Annotated in this window: 16 protein-coding genes; 1 reads left to right on the forward strand and 15 read right to left on the reverse strand. The window is 74.3% G+C overall.

Annotated features, from left to right (window positions below; all coding sequences use genetic code 11):
• From KK617_RS15720 to pyrR, 13 genes are all read right to left on the reverse strand, one after another.
• On the reverse strand, positions 1-770 hold a 770-nt coding region (locus tag KK617_RS15720), incomplete at its 3' end, for a hypothetical protein (RefSeq protein WP_277501079.1).
• Between the two features lie 21 nt (positions 771-791).
• Positions 792-1,997 (reverse strand): methionine adenosyltransferase, encoded by a 1,206-nt coding sequence (gene metK / locus KK617_RS15725; RefSeq protein WP_277501080.1) that lies wholly within the window; start codon positions 1,995-1,997, stop codon positions 792-794.
• A 124-nt stretch (positions 1,998-2,121) separates the two neighbouring features.
• The gene (coaBC, locus tag KK617_RS15730; protein WP_277501081.1) at positions 2,122-3,381 is read right to left on the reverse strand and encodes a bifunctional phosphopantothenoylcysteine decarboxylase/phosphopantothenate--cysteine ligase CoaBC; all 1,260 of its coding nucleotides are present in this window, start codon (positions 3,379-3,381) and stop codon (positions 2,122-2,124) included.
• Between the two features lie 25 nt (positions 3,382-3,406).
• The gene (rpoZ, locus tag KK617_RS15735) at positions 3,407-3,736 is read right to left on the reverse strand and encodes a DNA-directed RNA polymerase subunit omega (protein WP_277501082.1); all 330 of its coding nucleotides are present in this window, start codon (positions 3,734-3,736) and stop codon (positions 3,407-3,409) included.
• Between the two features lie 32 nt (positions 3,737-3,768).
• Positions 3,769-4,341, reverse strand: coding sequence for a guanylate kinase (gene gmk / locus KK617_RS15740; RefSeq protein WP_277501084.1), 573 nt, complete (start codon positions 4,339-4,341; stop codon positions 3,769-3,771).
• Positions 4,334-4,654 (reverse strand): integration host factor, actinobacterial type, encoded by a 321-nt coding sequence (gene mihF, locus KK617_RS15745; protein ID WP_277501085.1) that lies wholly within the window; start codon positions 4,652-4,654, stop codon positions 4,334-4,336. Before mihF ends, gmk begins: the two co-directional genes overlap by 8 nt.
• Positions 4,655-4,751: 97 nt before the next feature.
• Entirely contained in the window at positions 4,752-5,591 is an 840-nt protein-coding gene (gene pyrF / locus KK617_RS15750) for an orotidine-5'-phosphate decarboxylase (protein ID WP_277501086.1), read from the reverse strand.
• A complete protein-coding gene (locus KK617_RS15755) occupies positions 5,588-6,688 on the reverse strand; it encodes a quinone-dependent dihydroorotate dehydrogenase (protein WP_277501087.1) in 1,101 nt (366 codons plus the stop codon). The genes pyrF and KK617_RS15755 overlap by 4 nt, the downstream gene beginning before the upstream one ends.
• A 4-nt stretch (positions 6,689-6,692) precedes the next feature.
• Positions 6,693-10,070 carry a carbamoyl-phosphate synthase large subunit gene (gene carB, locus KK617_RS15760; protein ID WP_277501088.1) on the reverse strand — a complete coding sequence of 1,126 codons (3,378 nt, stop codon included), beginning with the start codon at positions 10,068-10,070 and terminating at the stop codon, positions 6,693-6,695.
• Entirely contained in the window at positions 10,057-11,214 is a 1,158-nt protein-coding gene (gene carA / locus KK617_RS15765) for a glutamine-hydrolyzing carbamoyl-phosphate synthase small subunit (RefSeq protein ID WP_277501089.1), read from the reverse strand. The genes carB and carA overlap by 14 nt, the downstream gene beginning before the upstream one ends.
• On the reverse strand, positions 11,211-12,554 hold the full coding sequence (locus KK617_RS15770) for a dihydroorotase (protein ID WP_277501090.1): 1,344 nt from the start codon (positions 12,552-12,554) through the stop codon (positions 11,211-11,213). The genes carA and KK617_RS15770 overlap by 4 nt, the downstream gene beginning before the upstream one ends.
• Entirely contained in the window at positions 12,554-13,504 is a 951-nt protein-coding gene (locus KK617_RS15775; protein WP_277501092.1) for an aspartate carbamoyltransferase catalytic subunit, read from the reverse strand. Before KK617_RS15775 ends, KK617_RS15770 begins: the two co-directional genes overlap by 1 nt.
• Positions 13,501-14,115: a bifunctional pyr operon transcriptional regulator/uracil phosphoribosyltransferase PyrR gene (pyrR, locus tag KK617_RS15780; protein WP_277501094.1), complete on the reverse strand. Its 615-nt coding sequence runs from the start codon at positions 14,113-14,115 to the stop codon at positions 13,501-13,503. The genes KK617_RS15775 and pyrR overlap by 4 nt, the downstream gene beginning before the upstream one ends.
• Positions 14,116-14,789: 674 nt before the next feature.
• Between pyrR and KK617_RS15785 the strand changes: the two genes are divergently transcribed.
• Positions 14,790-16,346 (forward strand): hypothetical protein, encoded by a 1,557-nt coding sequence (locus KK617_RS15785; RefSeq protein WP_277501095.1) that lies wholly within the window; start codon positions 14,790-14,792, stop codon positions 16,344-16,346.
• Between the two features lie 482 nt (positions 16,347-16,828).
• Here the strand turns inward: KK617_RS15785 and KK617_RS15790 are convergent, their stop codons facing one another.
• Positions 16,829-17,839, reverse strand: a complete 1,011-nt coding sequence (locus KK617_RS15790) for an NADPH:quinone reductase (RefSeq protein ID WP_277501096.1) — start codon at positions 17,837-17,839, stop codon at positions 16,829-16,831.
• Between the two features lie 42 nt (positions 17,840-17,881).
• Positions 17,882-18,814 carry a hypothetical protein gene (locus tag KK617_RS15795; RefSeq protein WP_277501097.1) on the reverse strand — a complete coding sequence of 311 codons (933 nt, stop codon included), beginning with the start codon at positions 18,812-18,814 and terminating at the stop codon, positions 17,882-17,884.
• Between the last annotated feature and the right edge of the window lie 102 nt (positions 18,815-18,916).

The following is an 18,916-nucleotide window of genomic DNA, read 5'->3' on the forward strand; positions in this document are numbered from 1 at the left end:
CGCGCCAGGTCGCGGCCGACCCGCTCCTGGTCCGCGGCCGGGAGCGCCGCCGCCAGCGCGACCGGGTCGCCCGGGGCGCCGGCACGGGAGTCCCCCGCGTCCGGGTACGGCGCGGCCCGGTGCGCGACGACCGCCGCCAGCACGGCGAGCAGGGCGACCAGCACGGCGGCGACGGTCGGCACGGCCACCTCCGGCGCCCACCGGCCGGTGGTGACGAGCCAGCCCAGCGTCGTGGTGGCGTGGACTGCGAGCACCACCCCGACGAGCACCCACAGGTCGGTGCCGACCGGACGCCGGCCCCGGGCGCGGGTGACGAGCCAGGTGGCCCACCGCAGCACCAGGGCGACGAGCGTGACGAGGGCCGCCGTGCCCGCGACCCGGTCGGCGGTCGCGGCGGAGGGTGCGCCGTACCCCGCCTCGGAGCCGAGCACCACGACGGCGACCACGACACCGAGCACGCCCAGCAGGGTCAGGGCGACGAGCAGGCGCGGCGGCAGCGCGTCGGCCCGCCGCCGCCACCGGCGACGCGGGTCGAGGGCGTCCTGCACCTCCGGGTGCCGACCGAACGCGGCGACCTCGAGCCCCAGCCACGGCACGGGCACGCCGTCGGGGACGTGGGCGACGAGGTCGCGGGCGCTGCGGGCCGGGACGTCGTGGAGGTCCTCGACGAGGATCCCGGGCGAGGTCCCGGCGGCGCGGCCCGCCTCGGACCACGGTGAGGGCCCGGCGTACGCGGAGTGGTCCCCGCCGCCGTCGCCCCCGCCGTCCACCGCCGTGCCCGCGCTACGGGATCAGATGCCCGCGGCGGCGCGCAGGGCGTCGGCGCGGTCGGTGCGCTCCCACGTGAACTCGGGCAGCTCGCGGCCGAAGTGGCCGTAGGCCGACGTCAGCGAGTAGATGGGGCGCAGCAGGTCGAGGTCCCGGATGATCGCGGCGGGGCGCAGGTCGAACACCTCGAGCACGGCCTTCTGGATGACCTCGTCGGAGACGACACCGGTGCCGAACGTCTGGATGAAGACGCCGACCGGGTGCGCCTTGCCGATCGCGTAGGCGACCTGGGCCTCGGCGCGGCGGGCCAGCCCGGCGGCCACGATGTTCTTCGCGACCCAGCGCATCGCGTACGCCGCGGAGCGGTCGACCTTCGACGGGTCCTTGCCCGAGAACGCGCCACCGCCGTGGCGGGCCATGCCGCCGTACGTGTCGACGATGATCTTGCGGCCCGTCAGGCCCGCGTCGCCCATGGGGCCGCCGACGACGAACTTGCCGGTCGGGTTCACCAGGAGGCGGTAGCCGTCGGAGGGGATGTCGAACTGCGCGAGCACGGGCTCGATCACGTGCTGCTGGATGTCGGGCTCCAGCTGCGTCGCCAGGTCGATGCCGTCGGCGTGCTGCGTGGAGAGCACGACGGTGTCGATGCGCACCGGGCGGTCGTCCTCGTCGTACTCGATCGTCACCTGCGTCTTGCCGTCGGGGCGCAGGTAGGCGAGCGTGCCGTCCTTGCGCACGGTCGAGAGGCGCTCGGAGAGCCGGTGCGCGATGGTGATGGGCAGCGGCATGAGCTCGGGGGTGTCGTCGCTGGCGTAGCCGAACATCAGGCCCTGGTCGCCGGCGCCCTGCTTGTCGAGCTCGTCGTCGGAGGATCCGACGCGCGCCTCGTGGCCGTCGTCGACGCCCTGCGCGATGTCGGCGGACTGGCCGCCGATCGCGACCTGGACGCCGCAGGAGGAGCCGTCGAAGCCCTTCTCCGAGGAGTCGTAGCCGATCTCCAGGATCTTGCGGCGCACGAGCTCGGCGACGGGGGCGTAGGCGTTGGTGCGCACCTCGCCCGCCACGACGACGAGGCCGGTGGTCAGGAGCGTCTCCACGGCGACGCGGAGGTTGGCCGTGTCCCCGTCGTTCGCGAGCAGGTAGTCCAGCACGGTGTCGCTGATCTGGTCAGCGATCTTGTCCGGGTGACCCTCGGTCACGGACTCCGACGTGAAGAGACGTCCAGGCACGTTCGCTCACTCCCACTCGACGAGGCGTTCGGGGCGCACGGCTGCGCCCCGCCGAAACCATAGTCGGGGGGCGGAGGGCGACCGGAATCCGGCGCGCCGTCCCGGGACGTGGACAGCGTGGCCGTCAGGGGCGGGCGGGCAGGCGCGGGACGACCTGGTCCCAGATGGCGTGGGCGAGCACGCCCTTCGCGGCGCGGGGCACCTCGACCGTGCTGCCGTCGGCGCCGAGGATGACGGCCTCGTTGTCGGTGCTGCCGAACACCGCTCCCCCGCTGACGTCGTTGACGACGAGCAGGTCGCAGCCCTTGCGGGCCAGCTTCTGGCGGCCCAGCTCGAGCACCGAGCCGGTGGCGTCACCGGTCTCGGCCGCGAACCCGACGACCACGACGCCCGGCGCCGGCCGCTCGTGGGAGATCCCGGCGAGGATGTCGGCGTTCTGCACGAGCTCGAGCGGCGCCGCGGAACCGTCGGCGAGCTTCTTGATCTTCGCGTCGCTGAACGCGGCGGGCCGGAAGTCGGCGGGCGCGGCGGCCATGACGACGGCGTCGGCACCCTTGGCCTCGGCGGTCACGGCGGCCGCGAGCTGCGCCGTCGTCTCCACCCGTACGACGCGTGCCCCCGCCGGGTCGGGCAGGTCGACGTTCGCGGCGACGAGCACGACCTCGGCCCCGCGGGAGAGCGCGGCCCGGGCCAGCGCGTGGCCCTGGCGCCCCGACGAGCGGTTGCCGAGGAAGCGGACGGGGTCGAGGTACTCCCGCGTGCCGCCGGCCGAGACGACCACGCGGCGCCCGGCCAGGTCGGTGCCGGCGCCGCCCGCCAGCGAGCGGGCCAGCACGTCGGAGGCGACCTCGAAGATCTCCCCCGGGTCGGGCAGGCGGCCCTTGCCGGTGTCCTTGCCGGTGAGCCGGCCCTCGGCGGGCTCGACGACGAGGATCCCGCGGGCGCGCAGGGTGGCGACGTTCGCGACCGTCGCGGGGTGCTCCCACATCTCGGTGTGCATCGCGGGGACCATCACGATGGGGCACCGGGCGGTGAGCAGGGTGTTGGTGAGCAGGTCGTCGGCCAGGCCGTGCGCGGCCTTCGCCAGCAGGTCGGCCGTGGCCGGAGCGACGACGACCAGGTCGGCGGTCTTGCCGATCCGCACGTGGGGCACCTCGTGCACGCCGGCCCACACGTCGCTCGCGACGGGCTTGCCCGACAGGGCCGCCCAGGTGGGCGCGCCGACGAACTCGAGCGCGGCGGCGGTCGGCACCGGGGTCACGTCGTGGCCCGACTCGGTGAAGCGGCGCAGCACCTCGCAGGCCTTGTACGCCGCGATGCCGCCCCCCACCCCGAGCACCACGCGCGGACGGGCCGCGGGGGCGCTCGGGTCGGGAGACGGCATCGGGGTGGTGAGCTCGGGGCTCAGGTCACTCGGCGCCGAACGGCGACTCGACGGCGGCCGTCTTCGCCGCCGCCTCCTCCGCCGCCAGCTCGGCCGGGTCGACGTCCTCGCACGTCAGCAGGTCCTCGTTGATCTCGCGCAGCGCGATCGAGAGGGGCTTCTCCTGCACGTGGGTGTCGACGAGCGGACCGACGTACTCCAGCAGGCCCTCGCCGAGCTGGGAGTAGTAGGCGTTGATCTGCCGCGCGCGCTTCGCGCTGTAGAGGACCAGCTGGTACTTGCTGTCCGTCTTCGTCAGCAGGTCGTCGATCGGCGGGTTGGTCACGCCCACGGCGGCGATTTCAGGGGCAGACACGCAGCAGCCTCACAGGGGAATCGGGGGTTGGATCAGCGCGCCCGAGCGGGCGCACCCATCAAGGCTACCAACTCCTGCGCAGCAGCAGGAACTTCGTGGTTCACGACCGTCACGTCGAACTCGTGCTCGGCGGCCAGCTCCGCGCGCGCGGTCTCGAGGCGGCGTTCGCGCTCCTCGGCGGTCTCGGTGCCCCGGCCGACGAGCCGACGGACCAGCTCCTCCCAGCTCGGGGGCTTGAGGAAGACGAACAGCGCGTCCGGCATCGTGCGCCGCACCTGGCGCGCGCCCTGCAGGTCGATCTCCAGCATGGCCGGCCGGCCGGCGGCGAGCGCGTCCTCGACCGGGCGGCGCGGCGTGCCGTAGCGCGCGGCCTTGTGGACCACGGCCCACTCCAGCAGGTCGTCGTCGGCCACCATCCGGTCGAACTCCTCGTCGGAGACGAACCGGTAGTGCACCCCGTCCACCTCCCCGGGCCGCGGGCGGCGCGTGGTCGCCGACACGGAGATCCACACGTCGGGGTGGTGGGCGCGCACCTCGGCGGCGACGCTGCCCTTGCCCACGGCCGTGGGGCCGGCGAGCACGACGAGGCGCGAGCGGTCAGCCACGCGGGCCGAACTCGGCCTCGAGGGCGGCGACCTGCTTCGCGCCCAGGCCGCGCACGCGGCGGCTCTCCGCGATCTTGAGGCGCTCCATGATCTGCTTCGCGCGCACCTTGCCGACGCCCGGCATCGACTGCAGCAGGTCGAACACCCGCATCTTGGCGATGACCTCGTTGCTCTCCCGGTCGCCCAGCACCTCCGAGATCGAGGCCCCGGCGGTCTTCAGCCGGTTCTTGACCTCCGCCCGCTCCCGCCGGGAGGCCGCCGCCTTGGCGAGCGCGGCCTGGCGTTGTTCGGGGGTGAGGGGGGGCAGGGCCACGGGCAGTCCTCGACTAGGCATGGGGGAGACGACGGGCCAATCTAGCCACGCCCTCGCGCCGAGGGCAATCGCCGCGGCCCGACGGGCGCCCGGCGCGTCAGGGGTCGAGCAGCGCGCGGAACGCGGCGTTGGTGCGCAGCGCGGCCTCCCGCACGGCCGGTACGGCGGGGCCCGCCCCCAACACCTCGCGCGAGGAGCTGGGGAGCACGTGGCGGGCCTGGTCGCCGAAGATGCGGCGCACGTCGTCGACGGTGCCGCCCTGGGCCCCGACGCCGGGCGCCAGCAGCGGGCCGCCGATGGCGAGCGACTCCCCCGCCGACGCGTCCACCCCGGCGATCGTGGCGCCGACGACGGCCCCGAACGACCCGAGCGGCTCGGCGCCGGTGTTGAGCTCCCGCAGCTCGTCGAGGACCTCGGCGGCCACCGAGCGGCCCTCCCGGCGCGCCGACTGCACGGTGGACGCCTCCGGGTTGGAGGTGAGCGCCAGCACGAACACTCCCCCGCCGTGGCGCCGGGCGGTCTCGACCATCGGGGTCAGCGACCCGAACCCGAGGAACGGGCTCGCCGTGATCGCGTCGACCGCGAGCGGCGAGGACGGGTCGAGGTAGGCGTCGGCGTAGGCCTGCGACGTGGAGCCGATGTCGCCGCGCTTGACGTCGAGGAGCACCAGCGCGCCGGCCGCCCGCAGGTCGGCGACGGTCCGCTCCAGCGTCGCGACACCCGCGCTGCCGAACCGCTCGAAGAACGCCGACTGCGGCTTGACCACCGAGCAGACGGGTCCGAGCGCCTCCGCCGCGGTGCGGGCGAAGCGCTCGAGGCCCGCGGGGGTCGCGTCCAGGCCCCAGTCGGCCAGGAGACCGGGGTGGGGGTCGATCCCGGCGCAGAGCGGGCCGCGCTCCGCGGTCGCCGCGGCGAGCCGGGCACCGAAGGGCGTCACCGGGGGCTCCCGTCGTACGTCGTGAGGGCCTGCGCCACGCGGCGCGCGAAGAACGGCCCCTCGTAGACGAAGGCCGAGTAGGCCTGCACCAGGTCGGCGCCGGCGCGGACGCGGGCAAGCGCCTCCGCGGGACCGTCGACCCCGCCGACCGAGACGAGCGCGGGGCCCCCGGACCCACCGGACCCACCCGGCCCACCGAGCCGCCCGCGCAGCAGGGCGAGGACCTCCCGGGCGCGGGCGGCGACGGGCGCACCGGACAGCCCGCCGGCGCCGATGGCCTCGACCTCGGCGGCCGGGGTGCGCAGCCCGTCGCGGCGCACGGTCGTGTTGGTGGCGATGACGCCGTCGAGACGCTGGTCGATCGCCAGGTCCGCGACGGCGAGCACGTCGTCGTCGGCCAGGTCGGGGGCGATCTTGACGAGCAGCGGCACCCGGCGCTCGGCACGCACGGCGTCCGCGCTCGCGCGGACCGCGGCCAGGAGCGGGGCGAGCCGCTCGACGGCCTGCAGCGAGCGGAGCCCGGGGGTGTTCGGCGAGGAGACGTTGACGACGAGGTAGTCGGCGTACGGCGCGAGCAGGCGCGTGCTCGTCGTGTAGTCGCGCAGCACGGCCGCCTCGTCGTCCTCCGGCACGATCTTGGACTTGCCGATGTTGACGCCGAGCACGACCTCCGGGCGGCGCTCGGTGCGGTCGATCCGGTCGGCGCGCAGCGCCAGGCGCTGGGCCACCGCGACCGCGCCGTCGTTGTTGAAGCCCATGCGGTTGACGACCGCGCGGTCCTGCGGCAGGCGGAACAGGCGCGGGCGCGGGTTGCCCGGCTGCGCCAGCGCGGTGACCGTGCCGATCTCGACGTGCCCGAAGCCGAGGGCCGCGAGCGCGTCGACGCCGACCGCGTTCTTGTCGAACCCGGCGGCCAGCCCGAAGCGGTGCGGGAAGCGCAGGCCCATCACGTGCACCGGGGCCGTGACGGCGGGCGCGACCCGCGCCGCTCGCAGGCCCGGCGCGGCCGCCCGGATGGCCCGGAAGGACGCGTGGTGCGCGGCCTCCGGGTCCGTCCGGGTCAGGACGTGGCGGAAGAACGCGTCGTAGGTGCCCACCCGCTCAGGCCCCGGACCGCAGCACGTGCGCCCAGTCCTGCAGGCTGCGGACGCCGATGTCGCCGCGGCGCAGCGCCTCGATGCCCTGCACGGCCGCGCCGAGGCCCTGCACGGTGGTGATGCAGGGGACGTTCGCCTTGATCGCCGCGGTGCGGATCTCGTAGCCGTCGAGGCGCACCTGGCCGCCGGTGCCCACCGCCGGGGCGCCGTCCTCGCCGGGCGCGCCGGCCGCGCCGTACGGGGTGTTGACGATGAGGCCGATCTCGCCGTCGTCGATGAGCTGCACGGTGGTGCGCTCGCCGTCGGGACCGGTGCCCTCGTGGTGCTTGCGGACGACGGTGACGGCGACGCCGTTGCGGCGCAGCACCTCCGCGGTGCCCTGGGTGGCCACGATGTCGAAGCCGAGGTCGGCGAGCACCTTGACCGGGAAGATCATGGCGCGCTTGTCGCGGTTGGCCATCGAGACGAACACCTTGCCGCTGGTCGGCAGCGACCCGAAGGCGGCCGCCTGCGACTTGGAGAACGCCGTGCCGAAGTCGCCGTCGAAGCCCATGACCTCGCCGGTCGACTTCATCTCGGGCCCGAGCACCGTGTCGACGGGCGCGCCGTCGGGGGCGCGGAACCGGTTGAAGGGCATCACGGCCTCCTTGACCGCGATGGGGCAGCCGTCGGGCAGCGTGCCGCCGTCGCCGGTGGCCGGCAGCAGGCCGGCCGCCCGCAGGTCGCCGACGGTCTCGCCGAGCATGATGCGCGCCGCGGCCTTCGCGAGCGGCGTGGCCGTCGCCTTCGACACGAACGGCACCGTCCGCGACGCCCGCGGGTTGGCCTCGAGCACGTAGAGGATGTCGGAGCCCAGGGCGAACTGGATGTTGATGAGCCCCTTCACCCCCACGCCCCGAGCGATGGCCTCGGTGGCGGCGCGGATCCGGCCGATCTCGCGCGCCCCGAGCGTGATGGGCGGCAGGGCGCAGGACGAGTCGCCGGAGTGGATGCCGGCCTCCTCGATGTGCTCCATCACGCCGCCGAGGAAGAGGGTCTCGCCGTCGAAGAGCGCGTCGACGTCGATCTCCACGGCGTCGTCGAGGAACCGGTCGACCAGCACGGGCGCCTCGGCGCTGATGAGGCCGGCCGCGACGTACTTCTCCAGGTAGGCCTCGAGGGACGCGTCGTCGTACACGATCTCCATGCCGCGACCCCCCAGCACGTACGACGGGCGCACGAGCACGGGGTAGCCGATCTCGGCCGCGATGGCCCCGGCCTCGGCGAACGACGTCGCGGTGCCGTGCTTGGGCGCGGTCAACCCGGCGGCGGCGAGCACCCGCCCGAAGGCCCCGCGCTCCTCGGCCAGGTCGATGGCGGCGGGCTGGGTGCCGACGATCGGCACGCCCGCCTCCTCCAGGCCGCGCGCCAGCCCGAGCGGCGTCTGGCCGCCGAGCTGGCAGATGACGCCGACGACCGGGCCGGCCGCCATCTCGGCGTGCACGACCTCGAGCACGTCCTCCAGCGTCAACGGCTCGAAGTAGAGCCGGTCCGAGGTGTCGTAGTCGGTCGAGACCGTCTCCGGGTTGCAGTTGACCATGATCGTGTCGAAGCCGCCGCCGGGCAGGTCGCCGCCGTCCTTGGCCGCGCTGAGCGCCAGCGAGGCGTGCACGCACGAGTAGTCGAACTCGATGCCCTGGCCGATGCGGTTCGGACCCGAGCCGAGGATGAGCACCGCGGGCCGCTCGCGCGGCGCGATCTCGGTCTCCTCGTCGTACGAGGAGTAGTGGTACGGCGTGCGCGCCGCGAACTCCGCCGCGCACGTGTCGACCGTCTTGTAGACGGGCCGCACCCCGAGGGCGTGCCGCACGCCGCGCACGACGGCCGCGGGCAGGTTGCGGATGCGCCCGACCTGCACGTCGGAGAAGCCGTGGCGCTTGGCCCGGCGCAGGACCGCCCCGGTGAGCTCCGGGGCCGCCGCGATCTCGCCGGCGATCTCGTTGATGAGCAGCAGCTGGTCGACGAACCACGGGTCGATCGCCGTGGCGGCGTGCACCTCCTCCGCGGTGGCGCCGGCGCGCAGCGCGTCCATGACGCGGCGCAGGCGCCCGTCGGTGGGCACGCGGATCTCCTCGAGCAGCGCCTCCTTGTCGAGGTCCACCCAGGAGTGGCTCCAGTCGAACGCGGCGTCCGCGCTCTCGAGCGAGCGCAGCGCCTTCTGCAGCGCCTCGGTGAAGTTGCGGCCGATGGCCATGGCCTCGCCGACCGACTTCATGTGGGTGGTCAGGGTGCGGTCGGCGCCGGGGAACTTCTCGAACGCGAACCGCGGCACCTTCACCACGACGTAGTCCAGCGTCGGCTCGAAGCTGGCCGGCGTCTCGGCGGTGATGTCGTTGGGGATCTCGTCGAGGGTGTAGCCGATGGCCACCTTCGCGGCGATCTTCGCGATCGGGAAGCCGGTGGCCTTGCTCGCCAGCGCCGAGGAGCGCGAGACGCGCGGGTTCATCTCGATGACGATGACGCGCCCGTCGGCGGGGTTGACGGCGTACTGGATGTTGCAGCCGCCCGTGTCGACGCCGACCTCGCGGATGATGCCGATGGCCAGGTCGCGCAGCCGCTGGTACTCGCGGTCGGTGAGCGTCATGGCCGGCGCGACGGTGATGGAGTCGCCGGTGTGCACGCCCATCGGGTCGAGGTTCTCGATCGAGCAGATGATGACGACGTTGTCGGCCTTGTCGCGCATCACCTCCAGCTCGTACTCCTTCCAGCCGAGGATCGACTCCTCGATGAGCACCTCGGTGGTGGGGCTGGCCGCGAGGCCGGCGCCGGCGATGCGCTGGAGGTCGGTGGCGTCGTACGCGATGCCCGAGCCGGTGCCGCCCATGGTGAACGAGGGGCGCACGACGACGGGGAAGCCGAGCTCGCCGGCGGCCGACTCGCAGTCGGCCATGGAGTGGCACACGAAGCTGCGGGCGACCTCGCCGCCGATCTTCTCGACGATCGCGTTGAACTGCTCGCGGTTCTCGCCGCGGTGGATGGCCTCGAAGCTGGCACCGATCATCTCGACGCCGTACTTCTCCAGCACCCCGTTCTCGTGCAGCGCGATCGCCGCGTTGAGCGCCGTCTGGCCGCCGAGGGTCGGCAGGAGGGCGTCGGGGCGCTCCTTCGCGATGACCTTCTCGACGTACTCGGGGGTGATGGGCTCGACGTAGGTCGCGTCGGCGAACTCGGGGTCGGTCATGATCGTCGCCGGGTTGGAGTTCACCAGCACGACGCGCAGGCCCTCGGCCTTGAGCACGCGGCACGCCTGCGTGCCGGAGTAGTCGAACTCGGCCGCCTGGCCGATGACGATCGGCCCGGAGCCGATGACCAGGACCGACCGGATGTCCTCACGCCTGGGCACGGTGCGCCCCCTTCTCGCTCATCAGCTCGCAGAAACGGTCGAAGAGGTACGCCGCGTCGTGCGGGCCGGCGGCGGCCTCGGGGTGGTACTGCACCGAGAAGCTGCGCAGCGCGCCGCCCTCGGCGTCGGGGGCGCGCAGCTCCAGGCCCTCGACCACGTCGTCGTTGAGGCAGACGTGGGAGACGGTCGCCACGCCGTACGGCGTCTCGGTGGGCCGGTCCGTCGGGGCGTCCACCGCGAACCCGTGGTTGTGGGCGGTGACCTCGACCTTGCCGGTGGTGCGGTCCATGACCGGCTGGTTGATGCCGCGGTGGCCGTACTTCAGCTTGAAGGTGTCGAAGCCGAGCGCGCGGCCGAACAGCTGGTTGCCGAAGCAGATGCCGAAGTAGGGCAGCTCGCGGCCCAGCGCCTCCTGCAGCAGCGCGATCTGGTGCGTCGTCGCGGCCGGGTCGCCGGGGCCGTTGGAGAAGAACAGCCCGTCGGGGCCGTCCTCGCCCACCGCCAGGACCTCGTCGATGGTGGTGGTGGCGGGCAGCACGTGCACCTCGACGCCCCGCTCGGCCATCATCCGCGGGGTGTTCGACTTGATGCCCAGGTCGACCGCGGCGACGGTGAAGCGGCGCTCGCCGACGGCGGGCACGACGTACGCCTCCGTGGTCGAGACCTCGCCGGCCAGCTCGGTGCCGGCCATCTCGCCGGACAAGCGCACCCGCTCGAGCAGGCGGGCCGGGTCGGTCTCGGTGGTGGAGATGCCGACCCGCATCGCGCCCCGCTCGCGCAGGTGCCGCGTCAGCGCGCGGGTGTCGACGCCGCTGATGCCGACGACGCCCTGGGCGCGCAGCTCGTCGTCGAGGCTGCGGGCGCTGCGCCAGTTCGACGGCACGCGGGCGGGGTCGCGCACGACGTACCCGGCCACCCAGATGCGGCGGGACTCGACGTCCTCGTCGTTCATGCCGGTGTTGCCGACGTGCGGGGCCGTCATGACGACGACCTGGCGGTGGTACGACGGGTCCGTCAGCGTCTCCTGGTAGCCGGTCATGCCGGTCGAGAAGACGGCCTCGCCGAAGGTCTCGCCCTCGGCGCCGTAGGCCTCGCCGCGGAACGTGCGTCCGTCCTCCAGGACGAGCAGCGCGGGGGTGCTCATGCGGGGGTTCCTTCCGTGTCGTCGGCGCTCGTGACGAGCGCTCCGTCCAGCACGGTGGGGGCGCCGCGCAGGAGGGTGGCGCGGACGCGCGCGGTGAGCGAGCGGCCGTGCCAGGGGTTGTTGCGGGAGAGCGACACCGAGGCGTCGCGGTCGACGACCACGGCGGTGGCCGGGTCGACGAGGGTAAGGTTCGCGGGCTCGCCGACCGCCAGGGGGCGGCCGTGACCCGTCAACCCGGCGATCTGCGCCGGACGCGTCGACATCACGCGGGCGACGTCGGCCCAGCCCATGCGGCCGGTCTCCACCATCGTGGTCGCCACGACGCCGAGGGCGGTCTCGAGGCCGAGCATGCCGAAGGCGGCGTCGACGAACGCGTGCTCCTTGTCGTGGCGCGCGTGCGGGGCGTGGTCGGTGGCGACGGCGTCGATCGTGCCGTCGGCGAGGGCCTCGCGCAGCGCCTCGACGTCCTCGGCCGGGCGCAGCGGCGGGTTGACCTTGTACGTCGGGTCGTAGCCGGTGAGCAGGTCGGTGGTGAGGAGCAGGTGGTGCGGGGTGACCTCCGCGGTCACGGCCCAGGTCCCGTCCTTCTCGGCCTGGCTCTTCGCCCACCGCAGCACCTCGACGGTGCCGGCCGTGGAGGCGTGGGCGACGTGCACCCGGGAGCCGGTGTGGCGGGCGAGCATCACGTCGCGGGCGACGATGACCTCCTCGGCGACGCCGGGCCAGCCGGGCAGGCCGAGGCGGCCGGACAGCTCGCCCTCGTGGCAGCAGGCGGTCGGGCCGGCGAGCGTCGGCTCCTGGGCGTGCTGGGAGACGACGCCGCCGAACGCCTTGACGTACTCCAGCGCCCGGCGCATGACCCGCGCGTCGGCGACGCAGCGGCCGTCGTCGGAGAAGACCCGGACCCCGGCGCGGCTGCGGGCCATGAGCCCGAGCTCGGCGAGCTCCTCCCCCGCCAGGCCCTTGGTGACGGCGCCGACCGGCTGCACGTCGACCAGCCCGGCGGCGCGGCCGAGGTCGTGCACCCGCTCCGCCGCCTCGGCCGTGTCGGTGACGGGGCTCGTGTTGGCCATCGCGAGGACGGCGGTGTAGCCGCCGACCGCGGCGGCGCGGGAGCCGGTGAGCACCGTCTCCGCGTCCTCGCGGCCGGGCTCGCGCAGGTGGGTGTGGAGGTCGACGAGGCCGGGCAGCAGCACCAGTCCGTCGGCGTCGACGACCCGCGCGCCCGCAGGGGCGTCCGGCGTACCAATCTCGGCGACGACGCCGTCGACGACGAGGACGTCGGCGGTGCGCTCGCCGAGCAGGGAGGCACCCTGGATGAGGACCGTGCCGTGCGTCATCACGCGACTCCTTCGCCGGCGAGCAGGTGGTAGAGCACCGACATCCGCACCGCGACGCCCGCCGAGACCTGCTCGAGCACCGCGGACTGGGCGGCGTCGGCGGCGTCGGCGGCGATCTCGAGGCCGCGGTTCATCGGGCCGGGGTGGCAGATCGGCACGTCGGGGCCGAGGACGCCGAGGCGGGCGCGGGTGAGGCCGTAGCCCACCGTGTACTCCCGGCTCGTCGGGAAGAAGCCGCCGCTCATCCGCTCGCGCTGGACGCGCAGCATCATCACCGCGTCGGCGCTCGGGAGCACCTCGTCGAGGTCGTACGACGTGGCGAAGCCCGCCTCCCGGCTCCACGCGTCGACGCCGCTGGGCATCAGCGTCGGCGGCGCGACGACGGTGACCCGGGCCCCGAGCCGGGTGAGGGTCACGACGTTCGAGCGGAACACCCGGCTGTGGGTGAGGTCGCCGACGATGACGACGTGGCGGCCCTCCAGCGAGCCGAGGCGGCCGCCCGTGCCGAAGCGGCGCATCAGCGTGTAGGCGTCGAGCAACGCCTGCGTCGGGTGCTCGTGGGTGCCGTCGCCGGCGTTGATGACGACCGCGTCGACCCACTGCGACACCTGCTGCGCGGAGCCGCTGGCGCCGTGGCGCATGACGAGCGCGTCGACCCCCATCGAGCCGATCGTCAGCACGGTGTCGCGCAGGCTCTCGCCCTTCGAGGCCGAGGAGCCCTTGCCCGTGATGTTGATGGTGTCGGCCGAGAGCCACTTGCCCGCGATCTCGAAGCTCGAGCGCGTGCGGGTGGAGTCCTCGAAGAAGAGGTTGATGACCGTGCGGCCGCGCAGCGCGGGCAGCTTCTTGACCTCGCGCCGCTGCACGTCGTGCATCTCGGCGGCCGTGGCGAAGAGCGTGTGGACGTCGTCGGCCGTGAGGTCGTCGGCCGAGAGCAGGTGCTTCCTCATCGGGCTCCCTCCGCGTCCGGGGTGTCGGCGCGGTCGGCGATGCGGACCACGTCGAGCCCGTCGGTCTCCTCCAGGCGCACCATGACGCGCTCGCTGCGCGCGCTGGGGAGGTTCTTGCCGACGTGGTCGGCGCGCACCGGGAGCTCGCGGTGGCCGCGGTCGACCAGCACGGCCAGGCGCACGGCCGCGGGACGGCCGAGGTCGGCGAGGGCGTCGAGCGCGGCACGGACCGTGCGGCCCGAGTAGAGCACGTCGTCGACCAGCACCACCGTCTTCCCGTCGATGCCGCCGGGCGGCACATCGGTCGGCTGCGGCCCGCGTGCCGGGTGACGGCGCAGGTCGTCGCGGTAGAGCGTGATGTCGAGGGACCCGACCGGTACGGCGACCCCCTCCGTGTCGGCGATCCGCGCGGCGATGCGCTGCGCGAGACCGACGCCGCGCGTCGGGATGCCGAGGAGGACGAGACCCTCGTGGCCCTTGTTGCGCTCGAGGATCTCGTGGGAGATGCGGGTCAGCGCCCGGGCGATGTCACGGGCGTCGAGGACGGTGCGGCCGGGCGGTTCGGGGGTCTCCCCCGCCCCCGCGCCCAGGGCGTCAGTCGTGGCAGGCATGCCTGCACGGACCTCCTTCTCCGCCTCACGGGACGGCTCGTTAAAGGATGTCGAACGGTGAGGACACTACCAGCCCGGCGCCCCGCCGCACCCCCCGCGCGACGCCCCGTGGGACGTGGCCGTCGCCACGGTGGAGCGCTGGAGGCGGGGCGGTCGATGGGGCCGCCCCGCTCCGGTGGTCGAGGTGGCCGCGCCCGGTCGGTGGTCGAGGTGGCCGCGCTCGACTCGGTGGTCGAGGTGGCCGCGCTCGACTCGGTGGTCGAGGTGGCCCACGCTGCTTCGGTGGTTGAGGCGGCCGCGCCCGGTCGGCGGTCGAGGCGGCCGCGCCAGCGGCCCTCGAAACCGCGTGTGGTCGAGGTGGCCGCGCTGCTTCGGTCGTTGAGGCGGCCGCGCCCGGTCGGCGGTCGAGGCGGCCGCGCCGACGCACCGGTGGTTGAGGTGGCCGCGCCGACGCACCGGTGGTTGAGGTGGCCGCGCCAGCGGCCCTCGAAACCACGACGTCGACGTGGCCGCGCCCCGTCGGTGGTTGAGGTGGCCGCCCCAGCGGCCCTCGAAACCACGACCAGGGACCCACGAGGTCAGCCTCGGGGCGCCCCGAAAAACTCTCGAACTTCTTTCCCCCAGCCCCCTTCTCGGGGCCGAAACTGTCGGTGGCCACCCCTAGCCTTGTCCGTATGAACCACCCGAGCACCGCCGTCGTCGAGGCCCCGCCGGCCATCGACACGACCGCGCTGCTCGCACGCGCACGGCAGTCGGCCGCGGCACAGATGGCTGCTGAGGTCGCGACGTTCGTGGCGGTCGCCGACTGGGCCGACGCCCACACCGACGGCAAGGCCGGCGCCGTCGTGAGCGACCCCATCGGCCCCCTCGGGCTCTGGACCGACGACCCCAGCTCAGCGCCGGGCGGCGACCGGTTCCTCGAGCTCGGCGGACCCGGCGCACCCCTGGTCTCCGAGTTCTGCCTCTACGAGATCTCCGCCGCCCTCGGCCGCTCCGTCACCTCCGGTCGACCCCTGGTCGGGGACGCGATCGAGCTGCGCCACCGCCTCCCCCGCCTCTGGGTCCGCGTCCTCGCAGGCGCTGACCCGGCCACGCAGAAGAGCGCGCTGCCGGTGTGGCGGGCACGCAAGATCGCCGCCCTCACCCGCACCCTCACGCCCGAGGCGGCCGACTTCGTGGACCGCAACCTCGCCCCCGTCGCCCAACGCGCCACCATGCCCACCGTCGAACGCCTCGTCGCCGAAGCCATCGCCCGCTTCGACCCCGAGAACGCCGAGCTCGACCGCGCCGACGCCGACGCCGGCCGCTACTTCACGATCGAAACGACTCCCATCGACGCCGCAGCGCCCTGGACCGGCGTCGTCCCCGTGCACGGCACCCTCGACATCGCCGACGCCCTCGACCTCAACAACGCCGTCCAGCGCGTCGCCGCCGACCTCGCCGCCGCAGGCTGCGACGCCGACCTCGACGCCCGCCGCTCCATGGCCCTCGGCGAACTCGCCCGCCGCCAGACCGCACTCGACCTCTACGGCGTCGACGGCATCAACGATCGACCGTCGCCCGACCTGGCTGACGGCGTGACACCGATGGCGTCGTCGCGGGCACCGGCCCGGCAAGTCGTGTTCTACGTCCACCTCAGCGACGCCGCCATCGCCGCCCACCGCTCCGCCGACGGGCTAGACGCAGGGCCTGGCATCGACCCGGCCACCGGAACCACCGGCATCGACCTCGCCCGACTCGAGAACACCCGCGCACTCATCACCGCCGACCAGGTCCGCGACTGGTGCCGCACGCCCAGCACAGAGGTCACCGTCAAGCCCGTCATCGACCTCGCCGAGCACGTCGCCGTCGACGCCTACGAGATCCCCCACCGCATCGCCGAACGCGTCCGGCTCGACCGACCCACCTGCGCCTTCCCCTACTGCGGGCGACCAGCCAGGGGCCTCGACCTCGACCACACCGACGAGTTCCGGTCGGATGCAGCACCAGGCGCCGGCCAGACCTCGACTGCCAACCTCGCGCCACTGTGCAGAGGCCACCACCGCGTCAAGACTCACCCGTCACCGACGGGCGTCGGCCCACCGAGCACACGCAGTGACGATCCACCGGGCGGCGCTCCACCCGACCGGCGATGGCGTTACCACCGCGACCCGCTCGGCACCTACATCTGGACCAGTCCCCACGGACTCCGGTACGCCGTCGACTCCACCGGCACCACACCGCTCAACTGAGCTGCGCACCCGCGCACCACCCGCCGACCCCGCCACACGATCACCGTGTCGGGGCCACCGGCGTGCCCGGGCGTGGTTTCGAGGGCCGCTGGCGCGGCCACCTCAACCACCAGCGCAGGGCGGGGCCACCGGCATGTCCCGGCGTGGTTTCGAGGGCCGCCGGGGCGGCCACCTCAACCACCAGCGCAGGGCGGGGCCACCGGCACGTCCCGGCGTGGTTTCGAGGGCCGCCGGGGCGGCCACCTCAACCACCAGCGCAGGGCGGGGCCACCGGCACGTCCCGGCGTGGTTTCGAGGGCCGCCGGGGCGGCCACCTCGACCACCAGAACGCCCGCGGCCACCTCAACCACCGGAACGCCCGCGGCCACCTCGACCACCAGCGCGCGACGCGGCCACCGCCGTACCCAGGGCGGGCGGGTCGCGGTGGGAGCGATAGTCCTCGGCTACCGCTCGTACCGCGACCAGGAGCCCACGACCGAGGCTCAGGCCTCCGACACGTCGACGAGCACCTTGCCGACGGCGCCGCCCTCGACGGCGTCGTGCGCGGCGGCGAGCTCGTCGAGCGGGTAGTGGTGGAGCGGCACGCCCGCGTCCTCCCCCACGCGCAGCGCCCCGGCGGCGACGGCGGCGGAGACGTCCTCGGTGGCGGCGGCGAGCAGGGCGGGGTCGAGCGTGTAGAGCAGCACGCCCTGGTGGCGCAGGTTCTTCGAGAACGTCTCCCGGATCGGCACGGAGAACGACTCACCGCCGTTGTTCGCGTAGTAGGCGACCGTGCCGTGGTTGCGCACGACCTCCAGGTCCAGCCCGTTGTTCTGCGCCGGGGCGACCTCGACGACGAGGTCGACGCCGTCGGGCGCGATCGCCCGCACCGCCGCGACGACGTCCTCGGCGCGGTAGTCGACCACGTGCTGCGCCCCGGCGGCGCGAGCGAGCGCACCCTTCTCCGGGCTGCTCACCGTCGTCACGACCGTCGCGCCCGACCACACCGCGAGCTGGATGGCGGCGTTGCCGACCGCGCCGGCGCCGCCGGCGACGAGGACCGTCGTACCGGTCAGCGTGCCGGGGCCGAGGCGCGGCACCTCGCCGGAGGTGAGGGCGCGGTGCGCGGTGACGGCGGGTACGCCGAGGCTCGCCCCGAGGTCGAAGGAGGCACCCTCCGGGAGCGGTACGACGCGCTCGACCGGCTGCACGGTCAGCTCGGCCGCCGTGCCGCCCGGCCGCTGGTGCTGGGCCAGCACGAGCCAGACGCGGTCACCGACCGCGAGGCCCGTGACGCCCTCACCCACGGCGTCGACGACCCCGGCGCCGTCCTGGCCGGGGACGACCTCGTCGAACGGGCTGCCCATGACGGCGCGGAACTTCCAGTCGGTCGGGTTGACGCCGGCGCGGACGACGCGCACCCGCACCTCACCGGGCCCGGGCTGGGGGTCGGGGCGCTCGACGAGGCTGAGGACGGAGGACGGACCGGTCTCGGAGTAGACGACTGCTCGCATACCGGGGCCAACGGCCGGCACCCGGCCGATGTTCCGCAGCGCCTACAGCGCCTCCGCCATCGCCGCGCAGGCGCGCAGCCACGACCGCTGCGTGGCGGTCGACAGCTCGCCGTACGGCACCACCGACCCCGACACCAGTGCCGGGTCGTAGGGCACGCGGAAGACGGCACGGGTGCGCTGCTCGTAGACGGCGGTGAGGTCGGCTGCGAGCTGCTGGTCCACCTTGGGCGAGGGGTCGGACAGCACGGTGACGGTGCGGCGCGCGAAGTCGGTGTAGCCGGCGTCCGCGAGCGCGTCGAGCATCCACAGGCCGCTGTAGCCCGTGTCCTCGCGCACCGTGCTCGTCACCACCATGAGGTCGGCGGCCTCCGCCGCGGCGAGCCAGTTCTCGGCGCGCAGGTTGTTGCCGGTGTCCACCACGACGAGCCGGTAGAACCGCTGCAGCAGCGCGTGCACCGCCCGGAAGTCGTCGGCCCGGATCGTCCCGGTGACGTCGGCCCGCTCGTCGGAGGCCAGCACGTCGAAGTGGGCGTCGCCCTGGCTGCGCACGAACGCCCCGAGGTCGCCGATGCGGGCCTGGTAGACGTCGTTGAACCGCTCGAGGTCCGCCAGCAGCTCCCGCGTGGTGTTGCGGTGCTCGCCCCGCAGCGCCCGGATGCCGAGCGTGCCGCGCGTCTCGTTGTTGTCCCACGCGACCACGCCGCCGCCGCGCACCGTGCCGAACGTGTGCCCCGCCATGAGCACGCCCGTCGTCTTCGCCGCCCCGCCCTTCGGATTGAGGAAGACGATGGTGCGCGGCCCGTCGAACTCGCGCTGCACCGCCCGACGCTGCAGCTCGTGCTCCCGCTCCGCCCGTCCCATCTGCGGGCGGACCAGCCCGCCGGACCAGCGGCGGGCCCGGCCGCGCCAGCCCCAGGTCGCCGGACCGAGCGGCTGCTCGCCGGCCCGCCGGTCGAGGAAGTCCGTCGCCGACATGAAGCGCCGCACCTCCGGCGCGGGCCCGCTCGCCGGGACCGGTCCGCTCGCCAGGCCCGGCCCGCTCGCCGGCACGGCGGGCGGCGCCGTCGGCGCGGGAGC

The sequence above is a fragment of the Nocardioides sp. ChNu-99 genome, assembly GCF_029493445.1.
In the GTDB taxonomy this organism is placed as follows: Bacteria; Actinomycetota; Actinomycetes; order Propionibacteriales; family Nocardioidaceae; genus Nocardioides.

Bases quoted from the DNA above. Each gene is read 5' to 3' on its own strand.
- coaBC (WP_277501081.1), bottom strand. From the start codon at position 3,381: ATGCCGTCTCCCGACCCGAGCGCCCCCGCGGCCCGTCCGCGCGTGGTG.
- carA (WP_277501089.1), bottom strand. From the start codon at position 11,214: ATGAGCACCCCCGCGCTGCTCGTCCTGGAGGACGGACGCACGTTCCGC.
- KK617_RS15770 (WP_277501090.1), bottom strand. From the start codon at position 12,554: ATGACGCACGGCACGGTCCTCATCCAGGGTGCCTCCCTGCTCGGCGAG.
- KK617_RS15775 (WP_277501092.1), bottom strand. From the start codon at position 13,504: ATGAGGAAGCACCTGCTCTCGGCCGACGACCTCACGGCCGACGACGTC.
- pyrR (WP_277501094.1), bottom strand. From the start codon at position 14,115: ATGCCTGCCACGACTGACGCCCTGGGCGCGGGGGCGGGGGAGACCCCC.
- KK617_RS15785 (WP_277501095.1), top strand. From the start codon at position 14,790: ATGAACCACCCGAGCACCGCCGTCGTCGAGGCCCCGCCGGCCATCGAC.
- KK617_RS15790 (WP_277501096.1), bottom strand. From the start codon at position 17,839: ATGCGAGCAGTCGTCTACTCCGAGACCGGTCCGTCCTCCGTCCTCAGC.
- KK617_RS15795 (WP_277501097.1), bottom strand. From the start codon at position 18,814: ATGTCGGCGACGGACTTCCTCGACCGGCGGGCCGGCGAGCAGCCGCTC.